Annotated in this window: 23 protein-coding genes; 10 read left to right on the top strand and 13 right to left on the bottom strand. The window is 61.3% G+C overall.

Translation table 11 applies throughout. The features are described from left to right. Positions 1 to 43 precede the first annotated feature (43 nt). The 7 genes from FIV35_RS20625 to FIV35_RS20595 all read left to right on the top strand — a co-directional run bounded on the left by FIV35_RS20625 (position 44) and on the right by FIV35_RS20595 (position 5,641). Positions 44 to 706, top strand: coding sequence for an amino acid ABC transporter permease (locus FIV35_RS20625; RefSeq protein WP_034138404.1), 663 nt, complete (start codon positions 44 to 46; stop codon positions 704 to 706). A 12-nt stretch (positions 707 to 718) separates the two neighbouring features. Next, positions 719 to 1,381 (top strand): amino acid ABC transporter permease, encoded by a 663-nt coding sequence (locus FIV35_RS20620; RefSeq protein ID WP_034098332.1) that lies wholly within the window; start codon positions 719 to 721, stop codon positions 1,379 to 1,381. Beyond that, complete coding sequence (locus FIV35_RS20615) at positions 1,378 to 2,160, top strand: amino acid ABC transporter ATP-binding protein (protein WP_034098330.1); 783 nt, start codon at positions 1,378 to 1,380, stop codon at positions 2,158 to 2,160. The genes FIV35_RS20620 and FIV35_RS20615 overlap by 4 nt, the downstream gene beginning before the upstream one ends. A gap of 16 nt (positions 2,161 to 2,176) precedes the next feature. Further along, the gene (locus tag FIV35_RS20610; protein ID WP_034138403.1) at positions 2,177 to 2,566 is read left to right on the top strand and encodes a RidA family protein; all 390 of its coding nucleotides are present in this window, start codon (positions 2,177 to 2,179) and stop codon (positions 2,564 to 2,566) included. Positions 2,567 to 2,640: 74 nt separating this feature from the next. After that, positions 2,641 to 3,405 (top strand): IclR family transcriptional regulator, encoded by a 765-nt coding sequence (locus FIV35_RS20605; protein ID WP_034098328.1) that lies wholly within the window; start codon positions 2,641 to 2,643, stop codon positions 3,403 to 3,405. 9 nt (positions 3,406 to 3,414) lie between these two features. Further along, positions 3,415 to 4,623 (top strand): amino acid deaminase, encoded by a 1,209-nt coding sequence (locus FIV35_RS20600; RefSeq protein ID WP_034138402.1) that lies wholly within the window; start codon positions 3,415 to 3,417, stop codon positions 4,621 to 4,623. Between the two features lie 109 nt (positions 4,624 to 4,732). After that, complete coding sequence (locus FIV35_RS20595; RefSeq protein WP_034138401.1) at positions 4,733 to 5,641, top strand: sugar kinase; 909 nt, start codon at positions 4,733 to 4,735, stop codon at positions 5,639 to 5,641. A 104-nt stretch (positions 5,642 to 5,745) separates the two neighbouring features. Here the strand turns inward: FIV35_RS20595 and FIV35_RS20590 are convergent, their stop codons facing one another. The 12 genes from FIV35_RS20590 to FIV35_RS20535 form a co-directional block, all read right to left on the bottom strand. Continuing rightward, a complete protein-coding gene (locus FIV35_RS20590) occupies positions 5,746 to 6,021 on the bottom strand; it encodes a peptidylprolyl isomerase (RefSeq protein ID WP_034098324.1) in 276 nt (91 codons plus the stop codon). Between the two features lie 31 nt (positions 6,022 to 6,052). Beyond that, complete coding sequence (locus tag FIV35_RS20585) at positions 6,053 to 8,602, bottom strand: hybrid sensor histidine kinase/response regulator (RefSeq protein ID WP_034098323.1); 2,550 nt, start codon at positions 8,600 to 8,602, stop codon at positions 6,053 to 6,055. A gap of 142 nt (positions 8,603 to 8,744) precedes the next feature. Continuing rightward, positions 8,745 to 10,697 (bottom strand): acetoacetate--CoA ligase, encoded by a 1,953-nt coding sequence (locus tag FIV35_RS20580; protein ID WP_034138400.1) that lies wholly within the window; start codon positions 10,695 to 10,697, stop codon positions 8,745 to 8,747. 60 nt (positions 10,698 to 10,757) lie between these two features. Then, positions 10,758 to 11,531 carry a 3-hydroxybutyrate dehydrogenase gene (locus tag FIV35_RS20575; protein ID WP_034113961.1) on the bottom strand — a complete coding sequence of 258 codons (774 nt, stop codon included), beginning with the start codon at positions 11,529 to 11,531 and terminating at the stop codon, positions 10,758 to 10,760. Positions 11,532 to 11,538: 7 nt separating this feature from the next. Then, complete coding sequence (locus FIV35_RS20570) at positions 11,539 to 12,930, bottom strand: GntP family permease (RefSeq protein WP_034113959.1); 1,392 nt, start codon at positions 12,928 to 12,930, stop codon at positions 11,539 to 11,541. A gap of 284 nt (positions 12,931 to 13,214) precedes the next feature. Continuing rightward, positions 13,215 to 14,615: a sigma-54 interaction domain-containing protein gene (locus FIV35_RS20565; protein WP_034138433.1), complete on the bottom strand. Its 1,401-nt coding sequence runs from the start codon at positions 14,613 to 14,615 to the stop codon at positions 13,215 to 13,217. Positions 14,616 to 14,658: 43 nt separating this feature from the next. Further along, complete coding sequence (locus FIV35_RS20560; protein ID WP_034138399.1) at positions 14,659 to 16,230, bottom strand: ABC transporter ATP-binding protein; 1,572 nt, start codon at positions 16,228 to 16,230, stop codon at positions 14,659 to 14,661. Positions 16,231 to 16,240: 10 nt separating this feature from the next. Further along, entirely contained in the window at positions 16,241 to 17,263 is a 1,023-nt protein-coding gene (locus tag FIV35_RS20555) for an ABC transporter permease (protein WP_034138398.1), read from the bottom strand. Continuing rightward, complete coding sequence (locus FIV35_RS20550) at positions 17,263 to 18,324, bottom strand: microcin C ABC transporter permease YejB (protein WP_034138397.1); 1,062 nt, start codon at positions 18,322 to 18,324, stop codon at positions 17,263 to 17,265. The genes FIV35_RS20555 and FIV35_RS20550 overlap by 1 nt, the downstream gene beginning before the upstream one ends. Beyond that, the gene (locus FIV35_RS20545; RefSeq protein ID WP_034138396.1) at positions 18,324 to 20,186 is read right to left on the bottom strand and encodes an extracellular solute-binding protein; all 1,863 of its coding nucleotides are present in this window, start codon (positions 20,184 to 20,186) and stop codon (positions 18,324 to 18,326) included. Before FIV35_RS20545 ends, FIV35_RS20550 begins: the two co-directional genes overlap by 1 nt. Positions 20,187 to 20,315: 129 nt before the next feature. Then, positions 20,316 to 20,597 (bottom strand): peptidylprolyl isomerase, encoded by a 282-nt coding sequence (locus FIV35_RS20540; RefSeq protein ID WP_010210937.1) that lies wholly within the window; start codon positions 20,595 to 20,597, stop codon positions 20,316 to 20,318. Between the two features lie 129 nt (positions 20,598 to 20,726). Next, positions 20,727 to 21,218, bottom strand: coding sequence for a DUF1543 domain-containing protein (locus tag FIV35_RS20535; RefSeq protein ID WP_034138395.1), 492 nt, complete (start codon positions 21,216 to 21,218; stop codon positions 20,727 to 20,729). A 106-nt stretch (positions 21,219 to 21,324) separates the two neighbouring features. Here FIV35_RS20535 and FIV35_RS20530 point away from each other — a divergent pair, with 106 nt between their 5' ends. Further along, positions 21,325 to 22,146: an aldo/keto reductase gene (locus FIV35_RS20530; protein ID WP_034138394.1), complete on the top strand. Its 822-nt coding sequence runs from the start codon at positions 21,325 to 21,327 to the stop codon at positions 22,144 to 22,146. Positions 22,147 to 22,195: 49 nt separating this feature from the next. Here FIV35_RS20530 and FIV35_RS20525 read toward each other — a convergent pair whose 3' ends face one another. Then, the gene (locus FIV35_RS20525) at positions 22,196 to 22,711 is read right to left on the bottom strand and encodes an Hcp family type VI secretion system effector (RefSeq protein WP_017527976.1); all 516 of its coding nucleotides are present in this window, start codon (positions 22,709 to 22,711) and stop codon (positions 22,196 to 22,198) included. 480 nt (positions 22,712 to 23,191) lie between these two features. Between FIV35_RS20525 and tssA the strand changes: the two genes are divergently transcribed. Together tssA and tssB are read left to right on the top strand one after the other, a co-directional pair. Continuing rightward, positions 23,192 to 24,739, top strand: a complete 1,548-nt coding sequence (gene tssA, locus FIV35_RS20520; RefSeq protein ID WP_034138393.1) for a type VI secretion system protein TssA — start codon at positions 23,192 to 23,194, stop codon at positions 24,737 to 24,739. Between the two features lie 33 nt (positions 24,740 to 24,772). Beyond that, positions 24,773 to 25,270 carry a type VI secretion system contractile sheath small subunit gene (gene tssB, locus FIV35_RS20515; RefSeq protein WP_034138392.1) on the top strand — a complete coding sequence of 166 codons (498 nt, stop codon included), beginning with the start codon at positions 24,773 to 24,775 and terminating at the stop codon, positions 25,268 to 25,270. Positions 25,271 to 25,275: the final 5 nt, after the last annotated feature.

Below are 25,275 nucleotides of genomic sequence, written 5' to 3'. Positions count from 1 at the left end.
ACCGGGGCGCCGCCATCGGCGCCCCTCTCAGGTAGCGTTGACCATGAATTATCAGTTGAACTTTGCCGCCGTCTGGCGCGATTTCGACACCTTGCTGGCGGGGCTCGGGTTGGGGCTGCAACTGGCATTGCTGTCGATCGCCATCGGCTGCGTGATCGGCCTGCTGATGGCGTTTGCCATGCTGTCCAGGCACCGCGCCTTGCGCATCCTGGCGTCGGTATACGTGACGGTGGTGCGTAATACACCGATTCTGGTGTTGATCCTGTTGATCTACTTTGCCTTGCCCAGCCTGGGCATTCGTCTGGATAAAATCCCTTCGCTCATCATCACCTTGTCGCTTTACGCCGGGGCGTATCTGACCGAAGTGTTCCGTGCCGGGCTGTTGAATATTCCCAAGGGCTTGCGCGAAGCCGGCCTGGCCATCGGCCTGGGCGAGTGGCGCATCCGCGCCTATATCACCGTGCCCGTGATGCTGCGCAACGTGCTGCCGGCGCTGTCGAACAATTTTATCTCGCTGTTCAAGGACACCTCCCTGGCCGCCGCGATCGCCGTACCGGAACTGACCTATTACGCCCGCAAGATCAACGTCGAAAGCTACCGGGTGATTGAAACCTGGCTGGTCACGACCGCGCTCTACGTGGCCGCCTGTTACCTCATTGCCCTGTTGCTCCGTTACCTGGAACAACGTCTGGCGATCCGTCGTTAAGGAGGGTTCCCCATGTACGAATCTCCCAGCTGGCTGCACGAGTTGTGGATCGCCCGAGACACCCTGTGGGCGGGGTTTCAGGCCAGTGTTTATGTGTCGGCGCTGGCCATTCTTTTCGGCACGCTGATCGGTATCGTCGCCGGGTTGATCCTGACCTATGGCAAGTTCTGGATGCGTGCACCGTTTCGCCTGTATGTCGACCTGATCCGTGGCACGCCGGTGTTCGTGCTGGTGCTGGCGTGCTTCTACATGCTGCCGGCGCTCGGCTGGCAGATCAGCGCATTCCAGGCCGGCGCGGTCGGGCTGACGTTGTTCTGTGGCTCCCATGTGTCGGAAATCGTACGCGGCGCACTGCAAGCCATTCCCCGTGGGCAACTGGAAGCGGGCAAGGCGATCGGTCTGACGTTCCGACAGTCCCTGGGCTACGTGCTGTTACCTCAGGCATTGCGTCAGATCCTACCGACCTGGGTCAATTCCTCCACGGAAATCGTCAAAGCCTCGACCTTGCTGTCGGTGATCGGCGTGGCCGAATTGCTACTGAGCACCCAGCAGGTGATCGCGCGCACCTTCATGACCCTGGAGTTCTACCTGTTCGCCGGGTTTTTGTTCTTTGTCATTAACTACGCCATCGAGTTATTCGGGCGCTACATTGAAAAGCGGGTGGCCTTGCCATGAACCAATCTCACACAACCGAACCGCTGCTGAATATTCGCGGCCTGCGCAAACAGTACGGCGAGGTAGAAGTGCTCAAGGGCGTCGACCTGTCGATGCAGCGCGGTAATGTGGTGACCTTGATCGGCTCCAGCGGTTCGGGCAAGACCACGCTGCTGCGGTGTGTCAATTTGCTGGAGGAATTCCAGGGCGGCCAGATCACCCTGGACGGCGAGTCAATCGGCTATAGCGACGTCGGTGGCAAACGCGTGCGTCACCCGGAGCGCGTGATTGCCCAGCACCGGGCAATGACCGGCATGGCGTTCCAGCAGTTCAACCTGTTCCCGCATTTGACCGCGTTGCAGAACGTTACCTTGGGCTTATTGAAAGTTAAGAAAATGCCTAAGGACCAAGCCGTTGCTCTCGCGGAAAAATGGCTGGAGCGTGTAGGACTTTTAGAGCGGCGCAATCACTTCCCCGGCCAGTTGTCCGGCGGCCAGCAACAGCGTGTGGCGATTGCCCGTGCGATTGCGATGAACCCAAGCTTGATGCTGTTCGACGAAGTCACCTCGGCCCTCGACCCGGAACTGGTGGGCGAAGTGCTCAGTGTGATCAAGGGCCTGGCGGAAGAGGGCATGACCATGTTGCTGGTCACCCATGAAATGCGTTTTGCCTATGAAGTGTCCGACCAGATCGTGTTTATGAACCAGGGGCGTATTGAGGAGCAGGGTTCGTCGAAGGACATCTTCGAACGTCCGCAATCGCCGCGCCTGGCGGAATTTTTGAAGAACATTCGTTTTTAATCAGGAGCACATTGTTATGAGCATCACTCGTTACGGAGCCGGCAGCACTGCCGGCGGTGGCCAGCCTCGGCCTTTCGCGCGTGCCGTGGAGGCGGATGGATGGTTATACGTGTCAGGCCAGGTGCCGGCTGTGGACGGCGAAATCATCACCGGCGGCATTGTCGAGCAAACCCACCAGACCCTGCGCAACGTGGTGGCGATTCTGGAAGAGGCCGGCTATGAATTGAAAGACGTCGTACGGGTCGGCGTATGGCTGGAAGACCCGCGGGACTTCTGGAGTTTCAACAAAGTCTTCGGCGAATACTTCACCCCGGAACACGCCCCGGCGCGGGCCTGTGTGCAGGCCAACATGATGGTCGATTGCAAGGTCGAGATCGATTGCGTGGCCTACAAGAAAAAAGGCTAAATGCTTCGACTTCCATACAGAACCCATGTGGGAGGGAGTAGCTCCCCCCACATTCGACCGGACCGAAAACCATCATGACCGAAGACACCATCAAACGCCGCGCCAAAGGCCTGGACCGAGCGTTCGATATCCTCGATTTTCTCAAGGAAATCGGCCAACCGCTGCGCCCGAACGATATAGCCAGCGGCATCGGCAGCCCCAAGTCCACGGTCTATGAACTGGTCGCTTCGTTATTGGAACGGCGCATCCTGGAAACGGTGGGCAAGGACGGCCACGTCTACCTCGGCCGCCAACTGTACTTTCTCGGTCAGGCGCACCTGCGCCATTTCGACCTGACCCGCGAGGCCGACCATGCCTTGCAGGAAATCGTCAGCCAGACCCACGAAACCGCCCAGATGTGCCTGCTCAACGGGCGCAAATACACCGTGGCGCTGATGCGCGAAGGTGAGCGGCATTTCCGTATTTCCTCGGATATCGGCGAAAACGCGCCCATCCCCTGGACCGCCTCCGGGCGTCTGCTGCTGGGGCACTTGAGCGATCAGCAGATTGTTGACCTGATCGACCCCGAAGATTTCATCCTGCCGGACGGCCAGCGCCTGCCGCTGGAGACTTTCCTGGCGCAGATTCGTCAAGCCAGCCTCGACGGTTTTTTCTCGTTCGACAGCGTGGCCGACACCTTCACCCATTGCTTCGCCGCCCCGGTGCGGGATGCCCAAGGGGTCAGCATCGCGACCCTGTGCATCGTCGCGCCCCGGGCCGACGCCCTCAACAACTACAGCGACTATCGCCGGGTGCTGATCGACAGCGCCAACAACCTGGCCCGTCGCATCAACGAATAGGAACTGCTTATGCCTGCCCTCAACGCCGTCGAAAAAGGCGCTGCCGCCATCGGCGCCCACTTGGTCCGCGACGTCAGCCTGCCGGCCCTGGTGCTGCACCGTGACGCCCTGGAACACAACATTCGCTGGATGCAGACGTTTGTCAGCAACAGCGGCGCCGAGCTGGCGCCCCATGGCAAGACCAGCATGATGCCGGCGCTGTTCAAACGGCAGATCGAACAGGGCGCGTGGGGCATTACCCTGGCCAGCGCGGTGCAGACCCGTGCTGCTTATGCCGGTGGCGTGCGCCGCGTATTGATGGCCAACCAGTTGGTGGGCGCGCCGAATATGGCGCTGATCGCTGACCTGTTGGCCGATCAGGATTTCGATTTTCATTGCATGGTCGATCACCCGGATAACGTCGCCGACCTCGGGTTGTTTTTCGCTGCCCGCGGCCTGCGCCTGAACGTGATGATCGAATACGGTGTGGTCGGCGGCCGTTGCGGGTGCCGCAGCGAGCAGGAAGTGCGCGACCTGGCCAAGGCGATCAAAGCGCAGCCGGCCCTGGCCCTGACGGGTATCGAAGGCTACGAAGGGGTGATCCACGGCGAACACGCCATCCGCGGCATTCGCGATTTCGCCGCGAGCCTGGTGCGCCTGGCGATGGAGCTGCAAGACAGCGGCGCGTTCGATCTGGCCAAGCCCATCGTCACCGCCTCGGGGTCGGCCTGGTACGACCTGATTGCCGAGTCGTTCGAAGCGCAGAACGCCGCCGGGCGTTTTCTCAGCGTATTGCGCCCCGGCAGCTACGTGGCCCACGACCACGGCATCTACAAAGACGCGCAATGCTGCGTGCTCGACCGTCGCAGCGATCTCAACGAGGGCCTGCGCCCAGCCTTGGAAGTCTGGGCCCACGTGCAATCCCTGCCGGAGCCGGGGTTTGCGGTGATCGCCCTGGGCAAGCGTGACGTGGCCTACGATGCCGGCCTGCCGGTGCCGCTCATGCGCTACAAGGCCGGTGTGCTGCCGGCTGAAGGCGATGATGTGAGCGCCTGCGTCGTCACCGCCGTCATGGATCAGCACGCCTTTATGACCGTGGCGCCGGGCGTGGAGCTGCGCATCGGCGACATCATTTCCTTCGGCACCTCGCACCCGTGCCTGACCTTCGACAAATGGCACGTCGGCTGCCTGGTGGATGAGCAATTGCAAGTGATCGAATCCTTGCACACCTGCTTCTAACCCGCGCCGCGCCTATCGGGGGCAAGCCCCACCCACCTGTTGAAATGCGTTCCAATGTGGGAGGGGGCTTGCCCCCGATAGGGCCCTCAGCCCCACCAGAGACTCAGGCATGAACACAACCCCACGCATCGCCCTGATCGGCGAATGCATGATCGAACTGCAACATCGCGCCGACGGCAGCCTGCACCAGAGCTTCGGCGGAGACACCCTCAACACCGCGGTGTACCTGCGCCGTGAGCTGGGCGCTGGTGGCAGCGTCGACTACGTCACCGCCCTGGGCGATGACAGCTTCAGCGATGCGATGTGCAAGCAATGGGCCGACGAAGGTCTCGGCCTGGGCCTGGTGCAACGCTTGCCGGGGCGTTTGCCGGGTTTGTATTGCATCCAGACCGACGCCCAAGGCGAGCGCAAATTTCTGTATTGGCGCAACGAAGCCGCCGTGCGCGACTGCTTTACCACGCCTGCCGCCGAGCCCGTTCTGGCGGCGCTGCCGGGCTACGACATGGTGTATTTCAGCGGTATCACCCTGGCTGTCTTGGGCGAAATCGGCCGCGCGCGCCTGCTGCAAGCCCTGATCGAAACCCGCCGCCGTGGTGGCCGGGTAGTGTTCGACAACAACTATCGCCCACGCCTGTGGCCCAGCGTGGAAGCGGCTCGCGCGGCGTATCACGCGGTGCTGGCCGAAGTGGACATCGCCTTGCTCACCGAAGACGACGAGCGCGCATTGTTTGGTTATGAGGACGCCGAGCAGGTGTTCGCGGCCTATCCAGCCATCGCCGAGGTGGTGCTCAAGCGTGGCGCAGATGCGTGCCTGATCCGCTGCAACGGCGAGCGGTTTTCTGTACCGGCGTTAAAGGTCGATAAGGTGGTGGATACCACGGCGGCGGGGGACTCGTTCAGCGCCGCGTATCTGGCCAGCCGGCTCCAAGGTGGTTCACCCGAGGCGGCGGCATTGGCTGGACATCGTCTGGCCAGTCGGGTGATTCAGGTTCCGGGGGCATTGATTCCCCAGGGGTGAATGGGCGCCTTCGGCGGATCGGGGGCAACCGTCCCACAGTCGATTGCATTGCTCCAGATATATGTAGGAGAGGGCTTGCCCCGATAGGACCCTAAAGGCATCCCTCAATCGCGATAAAACACCTGCACCAAGTGATACCCGAACTTGCTCTTGATCGGCCCATGCACCACCCGCAGCGGTTTCTTGAAAATCACTGCGTCGATCGCCCCCACCATCTGCCCCGGCCGGATCTCGCCCAAATCGCCGCCACGTTTGCCCGACGGGCAGGTGGAGTACTTCTTGGCCAGCACATCAAAGGCTTCGCCCTTGGCAATGCGCTGCTTGAGTTGTTCGGCTTCTTCGCTGGTTTTCACCAGGATATGACGGGCTTGGGCTTTCATTGATCTCTACCAGGTGTGCGACGGCGCGCGATTATGCCTGAAGTCCTTCGTCGACGCCGATCATGCCGCGGATTTTGGTGGCCAGCAGGTCGATGGAAAACGGCTTGGCCACCATGTCCATGCCATCCTCCAGAAACCCTTGGCGCTCGGCAGCCGTTTCGGCGTAGCCGGTCATAAACAGCACCTTGAGGCCCGGACGGTGCTGGCGGGCGATTTCCGCCAGTTGCCGGCCGTTCATGCCCGGCAGGCCGACGTCGGTCACCAGCAGGTCTACACGCAGGTCCGATTCCAGCAACGGCAAGGCGGTCCGGGCGTCCGCCGCCTGGTGCGCGGTGTAGCCCAATTCGTCGAGCAGGTTCACCACCAGCATGCGCACCGCCAGGTCATCCTCGACCACCACCACCGCTTCGCCCGCCAAAGCCACCGGGGCTTCACCGAGGCTGGCCGGCAGGCTGCTTTCCAGGGACGTGCCGTGCAGGCGCGGCAGGTAGAGGCGCACACAGGTGCCCTGGCCCGGGGCACTCTGGATGGTCACATGGCCGCCGGACTGTTGGGCAAAACCGTAGATCATCGACAGCCCCAGGCCGGTGCCCTGGCCGATGGGTTTGGTGGTGAAGAACGGGTCGAACGCCTTGGCGAGTATTTTCGGCGCCATGCCGGTGCCGTTGTCGCACACCCCGAGCATCACGTAATCGCCGGCCTTGACCGGTTCGAGGGTGGTGATGTCGGTGCCGTCCAGGTAGCTGTTGGCGGTTTCGATCAGTAGCTCGCCGCCATCGGGCATGGCATCACGGGCATTGATCACCAGGTTGAGCAGGGCGTTTTCCAACTGGCTGGCGTCGGTGTTGACCGGCCAGATGTCCTGGCCCAGCTTCACTTTGAGGGTGATATGCGCGCCTTTGGTGCGGCGAAACAGGTCTTCCAGGGATGCCACCAATTGGTTCGGGTCCAGCGGGCGGCGGTCCAGCGACTGGCGGCGCGAGAACGCCAGCAGCCGGTGGGTGAGGGCGGCGGCGCGATGGGCGGAGGCCACGGCGGCGTCGGTAAAACGGCCGATTTCATCGCTGCGCCCGGCGGCGATATAGCGCTGCATCAGGTCCAGACTGCCGATAATGCCGGTGAGCATATTGTTGAAGTCGTGGGCGATGCCACCGGTGAGCTGGCCCACCGCTTCCATTTTTTGCGCATGGCGCAGGGCGTCTTCGGCACGTTCACGTTCGTACATTTCGTTTTGCAGGCGCTGGTTGGCCTCGGCCAGGGCCTGGGTGCGCTGGGCCACCCGTTCTTCGAGGTTTTCGTTGAGGTGGCGCAAGGCCTCCTCGGTGAGTTTGCGTTCGGTCTCGTCGATCACAAAGATGTAGAAGCCATTGACCGAACCGTCGTTGCTGAAGCGTGGCAGGTACTTCATCAGTGCGTGCCGCGGCCGCCCATCGCGGTGCGGCGTGACGGTGAGGAAGCTACAGGCCTTGCCCTTGAGCGCGGCGGCGATTTTGTCCGCGCGCCCGGCGTACACCTCCTCGCCGAGCACTTCGCGGATGGTTTTTCCGTACAGTTCCTCGGGCGTCTTGCCGTACCACTCCAGATACGCGCTGTTGTTCAGGCGAAAGCGCTCGTCGTGGTCCACATAACCGATCAGCACTGGCATGGCGTTGATGATCAACTGCAACTCGGTCTGGCTCTGGCGTAGGGCCTGTTCGGTGTGCTTGCGTTCGGTCAGGTCCAGCGCCGCGCCGAGGAAGCGCGCCGGGCGGCCCTGTTGATCCTTGTAGCAGCGGCCGCGGGCGAACACCCAGCGCACCTCGCCATCGGGCTGCAACAGGCGGTATTCCTCGGCGTATTCGGTGCCGTTGGTGATGCAATACTTGATACTGCGCGTCACCGTGCCACGGTCTTCGGGGTGTACGCCTTGCAGGTAATCGCTGATGGGCAACAGGCCGGCGTCCGCCGGATCGACACCGTGCAGGTAGGCGAAGTGGGCGTCGGCGATGAAATGGTCTTCGCCGATGTCCCAATCCCAGGTGCCCACCGCGTCGGTGGCGGCCAGGGCCAATTGCAGGCGTTCCTCGCTGTTGTGTTGGGCCTTGAGGCTGGCCTCGGAGCGCTGTTGCAGCTCCAGGGCTTTGCTGCGCCGCTCGTTGGTTTCGATGGCGGTGACCAGGATGCCAGCGACCTCGCCGCTTTCGTCGCGGATGGGGCTGTAGGTGAGGTCCAGCCAGATCTCGGTATCGCGCTGGTTGCGCTGCAGCACAAAGCGCTGCTCGCTGAAGGTGCGCACCTGCCCCTCCATCACGGCGTTGTAGATCGGTGCGGTGAAGCTCTCCAGTTCCGGCCAAGCCTGGTGTGCCGGCTGGCCCATGGCGCCGGGGTGCTTGTTGCCCGCCAGTCGGGCGAAGCCATCGTTATACAGCTGAATAAGTTGGTGGCCCCACAACAGGAGCATCGGCATCGGAGAGTTGATCACGATGTCGACCGCTGTGCGCAGGCTTTGCGGCCAGTCATTGGCCTCACCGAGCGGGCTGTGTGCCCAGTCCAGCCGCGCGATCAATGCAGCGGCTTCGCTACCGGTGGATGTTCCATTCATGAAAAAGCCCTGAGCGTAACGCCTTGAAAGATGAAAACACCCATTATCCCGTGAGTCGGCCCTGGGTGACTACCCGGGAAAAATAGCACGCATTGGCGTTTTGTCTTGCTAATCAGCTGCTCAGGGCTGAAACCTTTCATCTTCACGCCAGTTCGGGACGGTCGCGAAAAGCCTCCAGTGCTTGGGGGTTAGCCAGGGCATCGGTGTTCTTCACCGGTTCGCCGTGCACCACATTGCGCACCGCCAGTTCGACGATCTTGCCGCTGATGGTGCGCGGAATGTCATGGACGGCGAGGATCTTCGCCGGCACATGGCGTGGCGTGGTGTTGGCGCGGATCACCTGGCGGATCTGCTGTTGCAGCGCGTCATCCAGCTCGACGCCATCGTCCAGACGCACAAACAGCACCACCCGCACATCGTCCTGCCAGCGTTGGCCGATGGCCAAGCTCTCTAGCACCTGGGGCACCTTCTCCACTTGGCGATAGATCTCGGCGGTGCCGATGCGCACGCCGCCGGGGTTGAGCACCGCGTCCGAGCGCCCATGGATCAGCAGGCTGCCATTGGCGCGCTCCTCGGCGTAGTCGCCCTGGGCCCACACGCCGGGAAACTGAGCGAAATACGACGCGCGCAGCTTCTGCCCGTCGTGGTCGTTCCATAGGCCGATGGGCATGGCCGGGAAGTGACGGGTACACACCAGTTCCCCTTTTTCGCCGATCAACGGCTGGGCCTTCTCGTCCCACACCTCGATGGCCATCGCCAGGCTCTTGCATTGCATTTCGCCACGGCGCACCGGCAGCACCGGGTTGCCGATCACAAAACAGGAGACGATATCGGTACCACCGGACATCGACGACAGGCACAGCTCGGCCTTGATCTCGCGGTAGACGTAGTCGTAGCTCTGGGGCGACAACGGCGAGCCGGTGGAGATCAAGCCCTTGAGGCTGCTCAGGTCATGGCTCAGACGCGGTTGCAGCCCGGCCTTTTCCAGGGTGGCGAGGAACTTGGGGCTGGTGCCGAACACGCTGATACGTTCGGCATCGATCAGGTCGATCAAGCGCTCGGGCCCCGGATGAAACGGCGAGCCGTCATACAGCACCGCCGTGGCGCCCAGGGCCAGCACCGAGACCAGCCAGTTCCACATCATCCAGCCGCAGGTGGTGTAGTAGAACAGGCAATCGTCGCGGGACAGGTCGGCATGCAGACCATGTTCCTTCAGATGGGTGAGCAACACACCGCCGGTGCCATGGATGATGCACTTGGGCACTCCGGTGGTGCCGCTGGAATACAGGATGTACAGCGGATGATCGAACGGCACAGCGACAAACGCCGGTTCGCCGCCGGGTTGGTAGGCGTCCTGCCACAGGGTGACGCGGGCCTGGGTGCGATAGTCCTCGACCCGTGCCTCGGGCCGTGCGTACGGCACCACGATCAACTGTTCCAGGGACGGCAAGCGTTCGAGGATCTCATCGAGCTTGGCGCTTTGGTCGATGATTTTGCCGGCATACCGATAACCGGCGCAGGTGATCAGCACCTTGGGTTCGATCTGGCCGAAGCGATCGATCACGCCTTGGGTGCCGAAATCCGGCGAGGAGCACGACCAGATCGCCCCAAGGCTGGTGGTTGCGAGCATACCCACCAGGGTCTGCCAGGTGTTGGGCATGCACGCCGCGACCCGGTCACCCAGACCAACGCCCGCCGCTCGCAGGCTGTTTTGCAGGCCGGCGACATGAGCGGCGAGTTCGGCGTAGGTCAGTTGTTCGCGCTGGCCGTCTTCGCCGATGGCGATCACGGCCGGGTGATGGTCGCGGCGACGCAGCAAATGCTCGGCAAAGTTCAGGGTCGCGCCGGGGAACCACTGAGCGCTGGGCATAGCATCCCCTTCGATCAGTACGGCGCTGGGCGGGCTGCGAAACTGCACATCGAAGAACGCCACGATGGCCTGCCAGAACTCGGCGCGCTGGTCGATGCTCCACTGGTGCAGGGCCGGGTAGTCGCTAAGCTGCACGGCGTGGCGATCATTGATAAAGCGCCGGAACTGGTCCATGCGCGTCGTACGGATGCGTTCCGGGGAGGGTTGCCAGAGGATCTCGGACATCAGCAGGGTCTCTTGTTCTTATGCACGTCTTGCAAACACCAGCGTTTCACTGTGTTTGATCTATTGGGCCAGCCAGCCACCATCGATATTCCACGCCGCGCCACGCACCTGGGCGCCGGCCTCGCTGCATAAGAACAGCACCAGCTCGCCCAGTTGCGACGGGGTCACGAATTCCAGCGACGGTTGTTTCTCCGCCAGCAGATCGTGCTGCGCCTGCTGCGGGTCCACGCCTTGGGCGATGCGATCGTCGATCTGTTTCTGCACCAGCGGCGTCAGCACCCAGCCGGGGCAGATCGCGTTGCAGGTCACGTTGCTGGTGGCGGTCTCCAGGCCCACCACTTTGGTCAGGCCGATCACGCCATGCTTGGCCGCCACATAAGCTGCCTTGCCCACCGAACCGACCTGGCCATGCACCGAAGCGATATTGACGATACGCCCCCAACCCTTGGCCTTCATGCCCGGCAGACCCAAGCGCGTGCTGTGGAACACCGACGACAGGTTGATCGCGATGATGGCGTCCCAGCGCTCGGCCGGGAAGTCTTCCACCGCCGCCACATGCTGGATGCCGGCGTTGTTCACCAGTATGTCCACACCGCCGAACTCACGCTCGGCATAGGCAAACATGTCGGCGATCTGCGCCGGGTCGCTGACGTCCGCCGGATGGTGGCCGACCTGGCCGCCATAGGCTTGCACTTGGGCGATTACCGCACTGGCGTCGCCGAAGCCGTTGAGGATCAGGTTGGCGCCGGCCTTGGCCAGGCTCAGCGCAATGCCCAGGCCGATGCCGCTGGTGGAACCGGTGACCAGGGCGGTCTTGCCGTTCAATGTCGTCATGTTCACCTCACACAATGCCAGTGGCATAGAAAGTACCGATCACCACGAACACCGCAAGGGTCTTGATCATCGTGATGCCGAAAATGTCCTTGTAGGCTTCGCGGTGGGTCAGGCCGGTGACCGCCAGCAGGGTGATCACCGCGCCGTTGTGGGGCAGGGTGTCCATGCCGCCGCTGGCCATGGCCGCGACCCGGTGCAGCACTTCAAGGGGGATATTGGCCGCGTGGGCCGCCGCGATAAAACTCTCGGACATCGCCGCCAGGGCGATGCTCATGCCGCCCGAGGCGGAACCGGTGATACCGGCCAGCAACGTCACAGTGATCGCCTCGTTGACCAACGGGTTGGGGATGCCCTTAAGCCAGTCCGCCAGTACCAGAAAGCCCGGCAACGAAGCGATGACCGCACCGAAGCCGTATTCCGACGCGGTGTTCATCGCCGCCAGCAATGCACCGCTGACCGCGCTTTTGCTGCCTTCGGCGAGTTTGCTCTTGATCGCCGAGAAGCCGAACACCAGCACCACGATAATCCCCACCAGCAACGCCGCCTGCACCGCCCAGATCGCCGTGAGCTTGGCGATTTCGGTGGTCACCGGCGCGCTCATGCCCGGCAGGCTAAGGCTGTGGGTCTTGCCGTACCACTGCGGGATCCAGTGGGTGAACAGCAGGTTCATCACCCCCACCAGGATCAGCGGCGACAGCGCGATCCACGGATTGGGCAATGTCAGGTTCTCGGCGGTTTCCGGCTCGTTGCGCAGTTCGGTGCCGTAGCCTTCACCGGCGCGCTGGGCCTTGTTGCGCTGGCGCGCCAGGTAAAGCATGCCGGCGCAGAACACGAAAATCGTGCCGATCAGCCCCAGCCACGGCGCCGCCCAGGCGGTGGTGTTGAAAAAGGTGCTGGGGATGATGTTCTGAATCTGCGGCGTGCCGGGCAGGGCGTCCATGGTGAACGAAAACGCGCCGAGGGCGATGGTCGCCGGGATCAGGCGCTTGGGGATATTGCTCTGGCGGAACATCTCCGCCGCAAACGGGTATACCGCGAACACCACCACAAACAGCGAGACGCCGCCATAGGTGAGCAGGGCGCAGACCAGCACGATCACCAGCATCGCCTGGCGCGTGCCGAGCAAGCGGATCGCCGCGGCCACGATCGAACGGGAAAACCCCGACAGTTCGATCAGCTTGCCGAACACCGCACCGAGCAGGAACACCGGGAAATACAGTTTGATAAAGCCGACCATTTTTTCCATGAACACCCCAGTAAAGGCAGGGGCGACGGCGGAGGGGTCGGTCAGCAGCACCGCTCCTAGCGCGGCGATGGGGGCGAACAAGATAACGCTATAGCCACGGTAGGCAGCCAGCATCAGCAGCGCGAGGGCTGCCAGGGCAATGATCACACTCATGGTGTGTCTCCAGATAGGATTGTTATTTTTGTGGTGACGCGGTGGGGAAGGGCTATAGCGAGATGCGTGCCAATTACTTAACTTGTTGAAATATATGAATATTTTTCAATTGGATTCGGCTAATGTCTCAATCTGGAGACAGGTGCGGATCAAGTGTGGGAGGGGGCTTGCCCCCGATTGCGGTGTATCAGCCCGAAATAGAGTGCCTTAACCAATGCTATCGGGGGCAAGCCCCCTCCCACAGTGATTGTCTATTTTTTAAGAATTAAGTCTCTGATTGGAGATCAGGTGATGCCTAGCGCGACCATTTTCTTGTACAACGTCGACCGCCCCAGCCCCAACCGCTTAGCCGCCTCCACCACATTCCCATCACAGGCCTTGAGCGCCGCTACAATCACCTGCCGGTCAAACCGCTCCCGCGCCGCGTTGTAGCTTTCACCTTCCTCCGCCGCCACGGCAGTGTTACGTGCCACCGGGCTGAAGGTGCCAATGGCCGCACGGACTTCCTGGGCGTTCAATATCAAGTCATCACTTAACAGCGCCGCGCGCTCCAGTACGTTGCGCAACTCACGGATATTCCCCGGCCAGGCATGCTGGGCCAACAAGTCCAGGGCTTCGCGGTCCAGTTCGTGATGGCTGCGCAGTTCTTCGAGGATCGCCTCGCTAAGCGCCGGAATATCTTCCAAGCGTTCGCGCAGGGGCGGGACCTGGATCGGCAGCACATTCAGGCGGTAATACAGGTCCGCGCGAAACTCGCCACGTTTGATCGCCGCCTCAAGGTCCATCGACGTGGCCGCAATCACCCGTACGTCGCTGTGTAGCATCTCGTTGGAGCCGACCGGTTCGAACTCCTTTTCCTGCAACACCCTTAGCAGTTTGCTTTGCAGCGGCAGGGGCATGTCGCCGATTTCGTCGAGAAACAGCGTGCCGCCCTGGGCGATCTGGAACTTGCCGGGGCGGCCCTTGCGGTCGGCGCCGGTAAACGCGCCGGGCGCAGTGCCGAAGAACTCGGCTTCGAGCAAATCGTGGGGGATCGCCGCGCTGTTGATGCTCACAAATGCCTTGTGTGCCCGTGACGAGGCGCCATGAATGGCCTGGGCCAGCAACTCCTTGCCGGTGCCGGTTTCCCCCAGCAGCAACACCGGCGACTCGGTCTTGGCGCTGCGCCGCGCCCGGCGTTTGACTTCCAGGCTCGCGGCGCTGGTACCGATAAAGTGCGCGAAGGTGTACTTGCTCTGGCGTGAGCGCAGCAACGAGCGGGTGGAGGCCAGTTCCTGCTGCATGCTCATGTAGCGCTCGATCAATGGCGACAGGTTGCGCAGCTCATCGAACAGCGCGAAGCCGATGGCACCGATCACCGCCCCGGCATCGTTGTGAATCGGCAGGCGCATCACCACCAGCGGGCCTTTGGGGGTGTCCTGGATATCCAGCAGGATCGGCCGGTCGGTGCGCACCACCTGGCGCAACAGGCTGTTGGAAATCACCCGCTCGCAGGGTTGGCCGATGGCCTCATCCGCGCTGTTCAGGCCGAAGCGCTTGGCGTAGCGCTCGTTCATCCACACGATATTGGCGTCGCGGTCGACGATCACCGTGCCTTCGCTGGACTGCTCGATGATTTCGAACAGCGACTGGATGGCCAGGCCGCGTACCTGTTGGTAATCGGTGAGGTTATCGGTGAGGTTCATGCCCATGCCGTCAGCGAAAGGGTGAGTGAAGTTCCATAACGTCCTACAGCGGAATATGCGCCGCTGCCATCAGTTCCTTGGTGTAGGGGTGTTGCGGCGACTCGAATACATCGTGGCTGGCGCCGCGCTCCACCACTTTGCCCTCCTTGATCACGATCATGTCGTGGGCCATGGCCCGCACCACGGCCAGGTCATGGCTGATAAACAGGTACGTCAGGCCGTATTTTTCCTGCAGTTCACGCAGCAGCGCCACCACTTGCTTTTGTACGGTGCGGTCAAGGGCGGAGGTGGGTTCGTCCAGCAGCATCAGCGCCGGCTTGAGCACCAGCGCGCGGGCGATGGCGATGCGTTGGCGCTGGCCGCCGGAAAACTCGTGGGGGTAGCGATGCCGGCTGGCGGGGTCCAGGCCCACGTCCTTGAGCACCTGAATCACCTGCGCTTCGCGCTCGGCCAGGCTGCACGGAGCGTGCACCTCCAGGCCTTCGCTGATGATCTGCTGCACAGACATGCGCGGGCTGAGGCTGCCATAAGGGTCCTGGAACACCACCTGCATCTGCTTGCGCCATGGTCGCATCTGGTGATGGTTGAGGGTATCGAGGGCCTGGCCCTGGAAGCGGATGCTGCCGTGGGAGTCCAGCAGGCGCAGGATCGCCTGACCGAGGGTGGATTTACCCGAGCCGGATTCACCAACGATGCCCAGGGTCTTGCCACGTTGCACGCTGAGGCTGATACCGTCCACCGCGCGCAGGTAGGTCTTGCGTTGAAATAGCCCACCACCGAGACGGAACTGCACGCTCAGGTCCTCCACTTGCAACACCGTCTCGCGTTCCTCGCTGCACAGTGCATCGCCCGCCGGTTCGGCATCCAGCAGCAGGCGGCTGTAAGGATGCTGCGGCGCGTTGAACAGAGCCTGGCATTCGGCCTGCTCGACGATCTCGCCGGCGTGCATCACGCACACCCGCTGGGCGATGCTGCGCACCAGGTTGAGGTCATGGCTGATCAGCAGCAGCGACATGCCCAAGCGTTGTTGCAAGGATTTGAGCAGCAGCAGGATCTTGCGCTGCACGGTCACATCCAGCGCGGTGGTCGGCTCATCGGCGATCAGCAGTTCCGGCTCGCACGCCAAGGCCATGGCGATCATCACCCGTTGGCGTTGGCCGCCGGACAATTGGTGGGGATAGGCCTTGAGGCGCTCCCTCGGTTTCTGGATGCCCACCATGTCGAGCAGTTCCAAGATACGCGCCTGCGCCGCTTTGCCGCCCAGGCCTTTGTGCAGCAACAGGGTTTCACCGATCTGCTTTTCGATGCTGTGCAGCGGGTTGAGGGAGGTCATCGGCTCCTGGAAGATCATGGCGATACGGTTGCCGCGCAGCTTCTGCAAAGTCGCCGCCGGGGCGCCCACCAGCTCTTTGCCGCGATACTTCACCGAGCCGGTGGTGCTAGTGCCGGCTTCGGGCAACAGTTGCAGGATCGAATGGGCAGTCACCGATTTACCCGAGCCCGACTCACCCACCAGTGCCAGGCATTCGCCGGGGCGCACATCCAGGCTCAAGTTGTGTACCACGGTCTGGCCGTTGAAGGCGACGCACAGGTCGCGGATCTCGATCAGGTTCATTTGCAATCACTCATGAGCGTGGGTCGAAGGCGTCACGCAACGCCTCGCCGATAAAGACCAGCAGCGACAGGATCAGCGCCAAGGTGAAAAACGCGGTCAGGCCCAGCCACGGCGCCTGCAGGTTCTGTTTGCCCTGGGCGATCAATTCACCGAGGGACGCACTGCCCGCCGGCATGCCGAAGCCGAGGAAGTCCAGGGCGCTCAAGGTGGAAATTGCCCCGGTCAAAATGAACGGCAGGTAGCTCAAGGTCGCAGTCATGGCGTTGGGCAGGATGTGCCGACCAATGATCTTGCCGTCCCCCAGGCCCAGGGCCCTTGCGGCCTTGACGTATTCCAGGTTGCGCCCGCGCAGGAACTCGGCGCGCACCACGTCCACCAGCGCCAGCCAGGAAAACAGCGCCATGATCCCCAGCAGCCACCAGAAATTCGGCTCCACGAACCCCGACAGAATGATCAGCAGGTACAACACCGGCAAACCGGACCACACTTCAAGCACGCGCTGTCCGATCAAGTCCACCCAGCCGCCGTAGTAACCCTGCAACGCGCCAGCCGCGATGCCGATGGCCGCGCTGATCGCGGTGAGCGCCAGGGCAAACAGAATCGACACCCGCGCGCCGAAGATCACCCGTGCCAGCACATCCCGCGACTGATCGTCGGTGCCCAGCCAGTTCACCGCCGAGGGCGGGCTGGGGGCAGGGCGGGTCAGTTCGTAGTTGGGGGTATCGTCGCTGAACGGGATCGGCGGGAACAACATCCAGCCGCCGTCCTGCTGGATCAGCTTTTGTACGTAATCGCTGCGGTAGTCGGCCTGGAACGGCAACTGCCCGCCGAACTGTTGCTCGGTGTAGCGCTTGAACACCGGGAAATACAGCTCGTTCTTGTAGCTCAGCACCCAGGGTTTGTCGTTGGCGATCAACTCGCCGCCCAGGGTCAGGATAAACAGGCCGATAAACAGCCACAGCGACCACCAGCCGCGACGGTTTCTCTTGAACCGCTCGAAACGTCGGCGGGCCACCGGAGACAGATTAAGCATCAGGCGTTCCTCGCGGCGAAGTCGATACGCGGGTCCACCAGGGTGTAGCAGAGGTCGCCGATCAGTTTTATCAGCAGCCCGAACAAGGTGAAGATAAACAGCGAGCCGAACACCACCGGGTAGTCCCGAGAGACGGCGGCTTCGTAGCTCATGCGCCCCAGGCCGTCGAGGGAGAAGATCACTTCGATCAGCAGCGAACCGGCAAAGAACACACTGATGAACGCCTGAGGAATCCCCGAGATCACCAGCAACATGGCGTTGCGAAATACATGACCGTACAGCACGCGGCGCTCGCTCAAACCCTTGGCGCGCGCGGTGACCACGTACTGACGCGTGATTTCATTCAGGAATGAGTTTTTGGTCAGGATGGTCAAGGTGGCGAACCCGCCGATCACCAGGGAGGTCACCGGCAGCACCAGGTGCCAGAAATAATCGGCCACCTTGCCCACGGTGCTCAGCTCTTCGAAATTCTCCGACACCAGGCCGCGCACCGGGAACCAGTTCAGGGAAGTGCCGCCGGCGAACACCACGATCAGGAACATCGCGAACAGGAACGCCGGCATGGCATAGCCGATCACAATGGCGGTGCTGCTCCATACATCAAAGCTGCTGCCATGGCGCACGGCCTTGCGAATGCCCAGGGGGATCGAAACCAGATAGGTGATCAGAGTGGCCCAGAGCCCGAGGGAAATGGTCACGGGCATTTTTTCCAGGATCAGGTCGATTACGGTTTTGCCACGGAAGAAGCTGTTACCGAAGTCCAGCTGGGCATAGCTTTTGAGCATCAACCACAACCGCTCCTGCGCGGGCTTATCGAAGCCGTATTGCTTTTCGATGTCCTTGATCAGCTTCGGGTCCAGACCGCGACTGGCGCGGGAGCCGCTGCCCATGCCTTCGGCGGACGAGCCGCCGACGCCACCGCCGCCAATTCCTTGCAGATGGGCGATGGCTTGTTCGACCGGGCCGCCGGGGGCGGCCTGCACAATCACGAAATTCACCAGCAGGATGATCACCAGGGTGGGGATGATCAGCAGCAGGCGCCGCACGATATAGGCAAACATCAGCGGGCCTCCCCGCGTTTTTCCAGTTCGGCTTTCATTTGTTCATTCGTCAGCGGTGTGGGGCTGATTTCCCACCAGGTTTCCAGGGCCTCGTCGTTCTTGGCCTCGATAGCAGGGCGGCCAAAGCGGTTCCACCACGCCGCCGACGTACCCGGCGGGTAGTAATTGGGGATCCACAGGTAGTTCCATTGCAGCACTCGGTCCAGGGCATGGGCGTAGGTCAGCATCTCGGCCTGGGTGTTGGCCTTGACCAGACCCTTGATCAGGCTGTCCACGGCCGGGTCCTTGAGCACCATGTAGTTGTTGGCGCCCGGATCGAACGCGGCGGCGGAACCGAAGTAGTTGTACAGCTCCATGCCCGGCGAAGTGGTGACCGGGAACCCGGTGACGATCATGTCGTAATCCCGGCTCATCAGGCGGTTTACATATTGGGAGGAATCGATGCGGCGGATATTGAGGGTGATGCCGATCTGCGCCAGGTTGCGTTTGTAGGGCAACAGCAGGCGTTCCAGACCGGCCTGGGCGTTAAGAAAGGTGAACTCCAGCGGCTCGCCCTGGGCGTTCACCAATTTGTCGCCGTCGGGTTTCCAGCCGGCTTGCTCAAGCAGGGCCAGGGCCTGCAATTGTTTGTCGCGGATCATGCCGCTGCCATCGGTGACTGGCGCCTTGAACACTTGGGTGAATACCTCAGCGGGTATTTGCCCGCGCAGCGGTTCCAGAATGGCCAGCTCTTCCTGGCTTGGCAGTTGGGTGGCGGCCAGCGGGCTGTTAGAGAAAAAGCTCTGCTGGCGGATGTACATGTTGCGCATCATCTGCCGGTTGGCCCACTCGAAGTCCCACAGCATCGCCAAAGCCTGGCGCACGCGGCGATCCTGAAACATCGGCTTTTGCACATTGAACACATAGCCTTGCGCCGGTTGCGGCATTTCCTTGGCCAAATGCGCGCGTTGCAGGCGGCCATCGTCGAGGGCAGGGCCGTTGTAGCCGATGGAATAGCCGGTGGCGGAAAACTCGCGGTTGAAGTCGTAGGCCCCACCGCGCAATACCTGGCGCGCCACTTCGGTGTCGCCGAAGTATTCCAGGCTCAGGTGATCGAAGTTGTAGAGGCCACGGCTGACGGGCAGGTCCTTGCCCCACCAGTCGGGGTCGCGGGTAAAGGTGATGGTGCTGCCCGAGTCGATCTTGCTGACTTTGTACGGGCCGCTGCCCAGTGGCGCCTCGTAGCCGCCGCCGTTGGCAAAGTCGCGGGTCTTCCACCAGTGCTCCGGAAATACCGGCAGGGTGGCGATATCCAGGGGCAGGGTACGGTTCTCATTGCTGGAGAAGTCAAAGCGTACCTGGCGTTCGCCTTCCACTTCGACTTGCTTGACGTCGGCGAACAGCGTACGAAAGCGCAGGCTGCCTTGGGTCATCAACAGATCGAAACTGTAGCGTACGTCTTCGGCGGTGATCGGTTTACCGTCGGCGAAGCGGGCCTTGGGGTTCAGGTAAAAGCGCAGCGACAGGCCATCCTCGGCGCGCTCCATCTTCTCGGCTACCAGCCCGTACACCGTGTAGGGTTCGTCCAGTGAACGTTGGGCCAGCGGCGCGTAGAGCCAGCCGTCGATCTGGGACACGCCGATGCCTTTATCGATATACGGCAACACATGATCGAAGCGCCCGATCTCAATGGCCGAACGCCGTAGGCTGCCGCCCTTGGGGGCTTTGGGGTTGGCATAGTCGAAATGGGTGAAACCGGCCGGGTACTTGGCCGGTTCGCCGTACACCGTGAGGTACGTTTGTGGCGCCGCGATCACGGCGGTACTCGCCAGTACAAAGGCCAGGGCAGTACTGATAAGGGGTGTGAAAAAAGCCAATCGCATTGTCAGCCTTGAACGCCGGATAAAAAGAATAGGGATTTGTACGCTAACGGCGGCAGCGTCGCCAGTGATCAGATGCACAACGGCCCACCGAATGGCGGGCCGTTGTTTCACGCATCAGCGCAGGACAAATCAGTCCTGACGGCTGGTAACTTCCAGCAGGTGGTAGCCGAACTGAGTCTTGACCGGGCCTTGCACGGTGTTGACTGGAGCGCTGAACACCACGGTGTCGAATTCTTTAACCATCTGGCCTGGACCGAACGAACCCAGGTTGCCGCCATCGCGGCTGGAAGGGCAGCTGGAGTTGGCTTTGGCGATTTCTGCGAAGTCAGCGCCGCCTTCGATTTGGGCCTTGAGTTCGTTGCACTTGTCTTCGGTGGACACGAGGATGTGGCGGGCGGTGGCTTTGGCCATGAGAGTAACTCCTTGAATGAAAAGGGTGAGCGTACCGGATTCAGGCGGTTATTTCCCGGCAAAGTTCCCGGGGATTGCCTGAGCGGTACGGCGGCGGGCCATGCCTTTCGCAGGCAGGCTGATGTTTCACTATAGAACGATGTAATCGTTGCGCTTGACGATCGGAAGGTGCTCACCCTGGACCAGATGCACGTAGCGGCCATCCGCCAGGTCGATGGGCAGGCAGTCATCTACGTCCAGCACAGCGTCGGTATGCGCCTGGGACCAGTGCCGGCGCATCTGTTGCTTGCCTTGGCTTTTCGCTTCCTGTTTGTTGCGGGCAACCACCAGCAGATAATGGTGGGCCTCGCCGAAACTCTCGGCTTCGTAACCGCCGAGGTTGATGAAATACAGGCGATGGGCGTCAGCGTGGGGGGCCAGGTGGCTGAGTTCGACTTTCCAACCGTCGACGCCATCGACCGCCATCCACGAATCGATATGCACGCCCTTGGCGCTGCCGAACCACGCCTCGCGCAGTTGCGGGTAAGTGCCTTGCAGCGTATCGGCCGCGGCGAATACCACATCATGAACTTCGATCCTGGCGCGTGGGTGTTTGCCCCCGAGCATCACGACAAACAGCATTGCAGATCCTTCCTGGCGATTGGGCAGGGCCCAACCATACTTCGATTGAACCCTTTTGTCCGGTCAATGCCACACGGTTAACCCAAGAACTCATCAGGAGGTTGTCATGCGCAGTATCGATCTGGCGGGCGTTCCCGTTCCCGTCATCGGCCAGGGCACCTGGCGCATGGGCGAAGACCCGAACCATCGCCGCGCTGAAATCGCGGCATTGCAATTGGGGATCGACGAGGGCATGACCCTGATCGATACCGCCGAAATGTATGGTGAGGGCGGCGCCGAAACGGTGGTCGGCGAGGCCATTCGCGGCCGGCGCGATCAAGTGTTTCTGGTGAGCAAGGTCTATCCGCATAATGCCAGCCAAAAGGGCATGCCCCGTGCCTGTGAAGCCAGTCTCCAACGGTTGGGCACTGACTATATCGATCTGTATTTGTTGCACTGGCGTGGCCAGTACCCCCTTGAAGAAACCGTAGAAGCCTTCGAACGCCTGCGCGAGGCCGGTAAGATTGGCCGCTGGGGTGTGTCCAACTTCGATGTGGCGGACCTGCAGGAACTGGCAGCCCCGGCGTGTGCCACGAATCAGGTGCTCTATAACATCGAGGAACGGGGCATCGAATTCGATTTGCTGCCTTGGTGGCAACAACATCATCTGCCGCTCATGGCCTACTGCCCCATCGCCCAGGGCGGAGCACTGCTGTCGAGTCCGACGCTCAAGCAGATCGCCCTGCGTCACGAGGTAGCTCCCGCCCAAGTTGCATTGGCCTGGGTATTGCGCCAGGACGGCTTGATCGCCATTCCCAAGGCGGTGACGCCCGAGCATGTGCGGCTCAATGCCGCCGCTGCCGCGCTGGTGCTCGATGAGCACGACCTCGATGCCATCGACCGTGTATTCGGCGCGCCCAAACGCAAGCATCCCTTGGCGATGGTCTAGCTGACGACAGAGACGGCGCCGTCCATGGCCGCCGTTTCTGCGGTTCGGTTTAACCCGCTACCGGGCTGCGCCAGTCATCCGACCCCGACGTGCCGGACACCTCGTGGGTCCACACGATCTTGCGATAGGTGAAATACACGTCTTCCAGATGGGTGAAATGCGCATTGTCCGGGTCCTGGCAGTTGGGCATGCGTGATTGGATATCCACCAGGGTCGCGCCCTCCAGTTCAATGGTGAAGTAGTGTTCTTGGGTACCAGCCGAAGAGGTACGGAACCATTCCAGTCGACACTTGACCTCTTCGCCGCTGGTCAACGCGCTGAACAGCAGCGGCGATGATTTATCGAAGACCTTGCTGATCATCAGCGGTTTATGCACCCGCTGACCGGTCGGTTGGCCGGATTGCGGGTCCCTGGGAATGATGACCTGATGGGAGAAGGCTTGTACCAGGATCTGGTCTTCGTGGCCCTCCTGATAAATATTGCCTACCGAGTCCTGAGTGAACGTGCCTGCCGTAATCAAACCTTGTTTGACACCGGTGATAGAAAGATACGCGGGTGTTGGCATGACGGGTTTCCTTGCCTGGTTATAGAGGTAGTTCCAACCCGCAATGCTGCCGGTTGGTCAAATGCCTATAACAAAAAACGTGCCGAAAACTGTGATGACCAATAGGGCCGCGCTCTGCGCCGAATCTTCGTCTGTGTTTATCTAAAAAAACGCCTTGAAATGCAGATAAGTTGGAGAATGTGTGCGCATAAGTGCGCATTTAATTGCTCGCTATTATCTTCCTTTAACTATCTAGGTTTCCACGGCCTGGCTGTACAGGGTGTGAGTATTCAACTGCGCAAAAAGCTGCGCAGGCCCCTCATTCAGAGGCTTGTAGGAAATGACTTAAGTATTGGGTGGCTGCTTGCTCAATGGTCTTGGCATGACTAAGGTTTGCGAACTTCGTGGAAGTTAAGGCGAAGCCAGGATGGCAAGTTGATAGGTTGGTCTAGTTGTTATTGTCTTGTCTTGAATCTAATGCTTAGTTGCGTATGGTCCTAAATGGTCTATTCAGGAAAGTTTTGTACTTATTATTTGGAGCTTGCGCAAACTCCCTGCTCGCAGTCGAATTTTGCGGGCGGCGATGTGCGGTTTTCAACTGAGTATGAAACCCTCGAATTCGAGCTGGGCAAGGCCCAATCCATACATGGTGCGTGCCAGCCGGACTGGCAGAAAGTCGTGGCAACCGCCGAGGTTCTGCTAAGGGAACAATCCAAGGATCTTCGCGTGGCTGTCTGGTTGGCCTGGGCGCTGCATCAGCGTGAGTCCTTTCCTGGTCTGCTGGCCGGATTGAAATTATTGCGCCTTCTCTGTGAGTGCCATTGGTCGGAGGTGTATCCCCGAAAAACGCGCACCCGTGCCGCTGCGTTTCAGTGGTTGGTATTGCGCCTGGAGGCATTGCTCGCGCGCCACTTGGCCCTCCAGGACCAACAGCCGCTTTTTCGTGCGGTCGTTGAGGAGCTGGAGGGCCTGGATGAGCTGTTGAGCCGTCATCTGAAAGAGGACGCGCCTTTGCTATTGCCGATTTGCAGGCAATTGACCCAGCAGTTGGAGCGCGCCGCGCAGAGCCAACCGCCGGCCACAGGATTGACCGGCGTGATAGCCCAGGTGAAGCAGGCTACGACACAACTGATCAAGCCTGAGCCGGTGCTGGAGAGTGAGAAGGATGCGCACAAATGGCTGCGAGCATTGCAGGAGCAGGCCCGTCCGCTCTGCGCCTGGTGGTTGCGCCAGAACGCTACCGACCTGCGTGCCTTGCGCCTTAATCGCACGCTGATGTGGCTCTCCCTGCTCAGCTATCCGGACGCGGACAGCGAGCGCATCACCGCGCTGCGCGGCCCAGCACCGGACAAGCTCAAACGCCATCACGAACGCTTTGCCCAAGGCCACTACGCCGATCTGCTGCTGGAACTTGAGGCCAGTCTGGCCGGCGCGATGTTCTGGTTCGACGGCTTACACATGGTCTGGCAATGCCTGGAAGCCCTGCAGGCCGAGCTGGCCATGACTGAACTGGAAGTGAATTTTGCCCTGCTGCTGCAGCGCCTGCCGAACCTGCCTGAGTTTCGCTTCCACGACGGTAGTCCATTTGCCGATGCGGGCACACGGGACTGGATCGCCACGCAGGTTTTACGTCACCTGCGGCCGCCCGAGGCGCCGTGCGAGGCCGTCGAGGAGGCGCCTTGGGAAGTCGCCTTGCAGGCCCTGCAGCCCAGGCTGCGCAAAGACGGGCTCAAGGCCGTCGTGCATGAACTCAAGCGGGGGTTGCATGGGGCTCGCAGCGACCGCGAGCGCTTTCATTGGCGCCTGGCACAGGCCCGGCTGTGCGTGCAGGCGGGCAAACATGAGTTGGCGAAGATCCAGCTCGACCATCTGGACCTCGAGTTGCAACGCACGGGGCTGGAGCGCTGGGAGCCGGAACTCGCTGTCCACGTCACGCAGCTGTTGCACCGCTGCTGTGACCTGTTGCCACAGAGCCATGCCGTACGCGAGCGCAAGGAAGACACCCACCGCAGGCTGTGCCTCTTCGATCTCGAAGCGGTACTTGAATAGGCTTTCGAGCCACTCGAAAAAAGGAGAAACACCATGGCCAAAGAAGGTTCGGTTGCACCCAAGGAACGCATCAACATCACCTTCAAACCTGCCATCGGCGCTGCCCAGGAAGAAGTCGAACTGCCGTTGAAACTGCTGGTGCTGGGAGATTTCACCCAGCGCGAAGACGCGCGCAAGCTCGAAGATCGCAAGCCTATCGCGATCGACAAAAACAGCCTTGACGAAGTCTTGGCCAACCAGGCGCTGAGCCTGGCGCTGAACGTCCCTAATCGTCTTCAGGACGACGCCGATGTCGAGGAGCTGGGGATTCAGGTGCGCATCCATTCGATGAAGGATTTCAACCCCGCCCATCTGGTGGAGCAGATTCCGGAGTTGCAGAAGCTCATGGCTCTACGTGAGGCATTGGTGGCGCTCAAGGGACCTCTGGGCAACACGCCGAGCTTTCGTAAAGCCATCGAACAGGCGCTGGCCGATGACGAGTCCCGCGCACGAGTATTGGCGGAACTGGGCTTGAGCAGCCAACCCGCCTGACATTT

Origin of the sequence: Pseudomonas rhodesiae, assembly GCF_007858255.1 — a bacterium.
Classification (GTDB): domain Bacteria; phylum Pseudomonadota; class Gammaproteobacteria; order Pseudomonadales; family Pseudomonadaceae; genus Aquipseudomonas; species Aquipseudomonas rhodesiae.
This window is presented reverse-complemented; position numbering and strand designations above follow the sequence as displayed.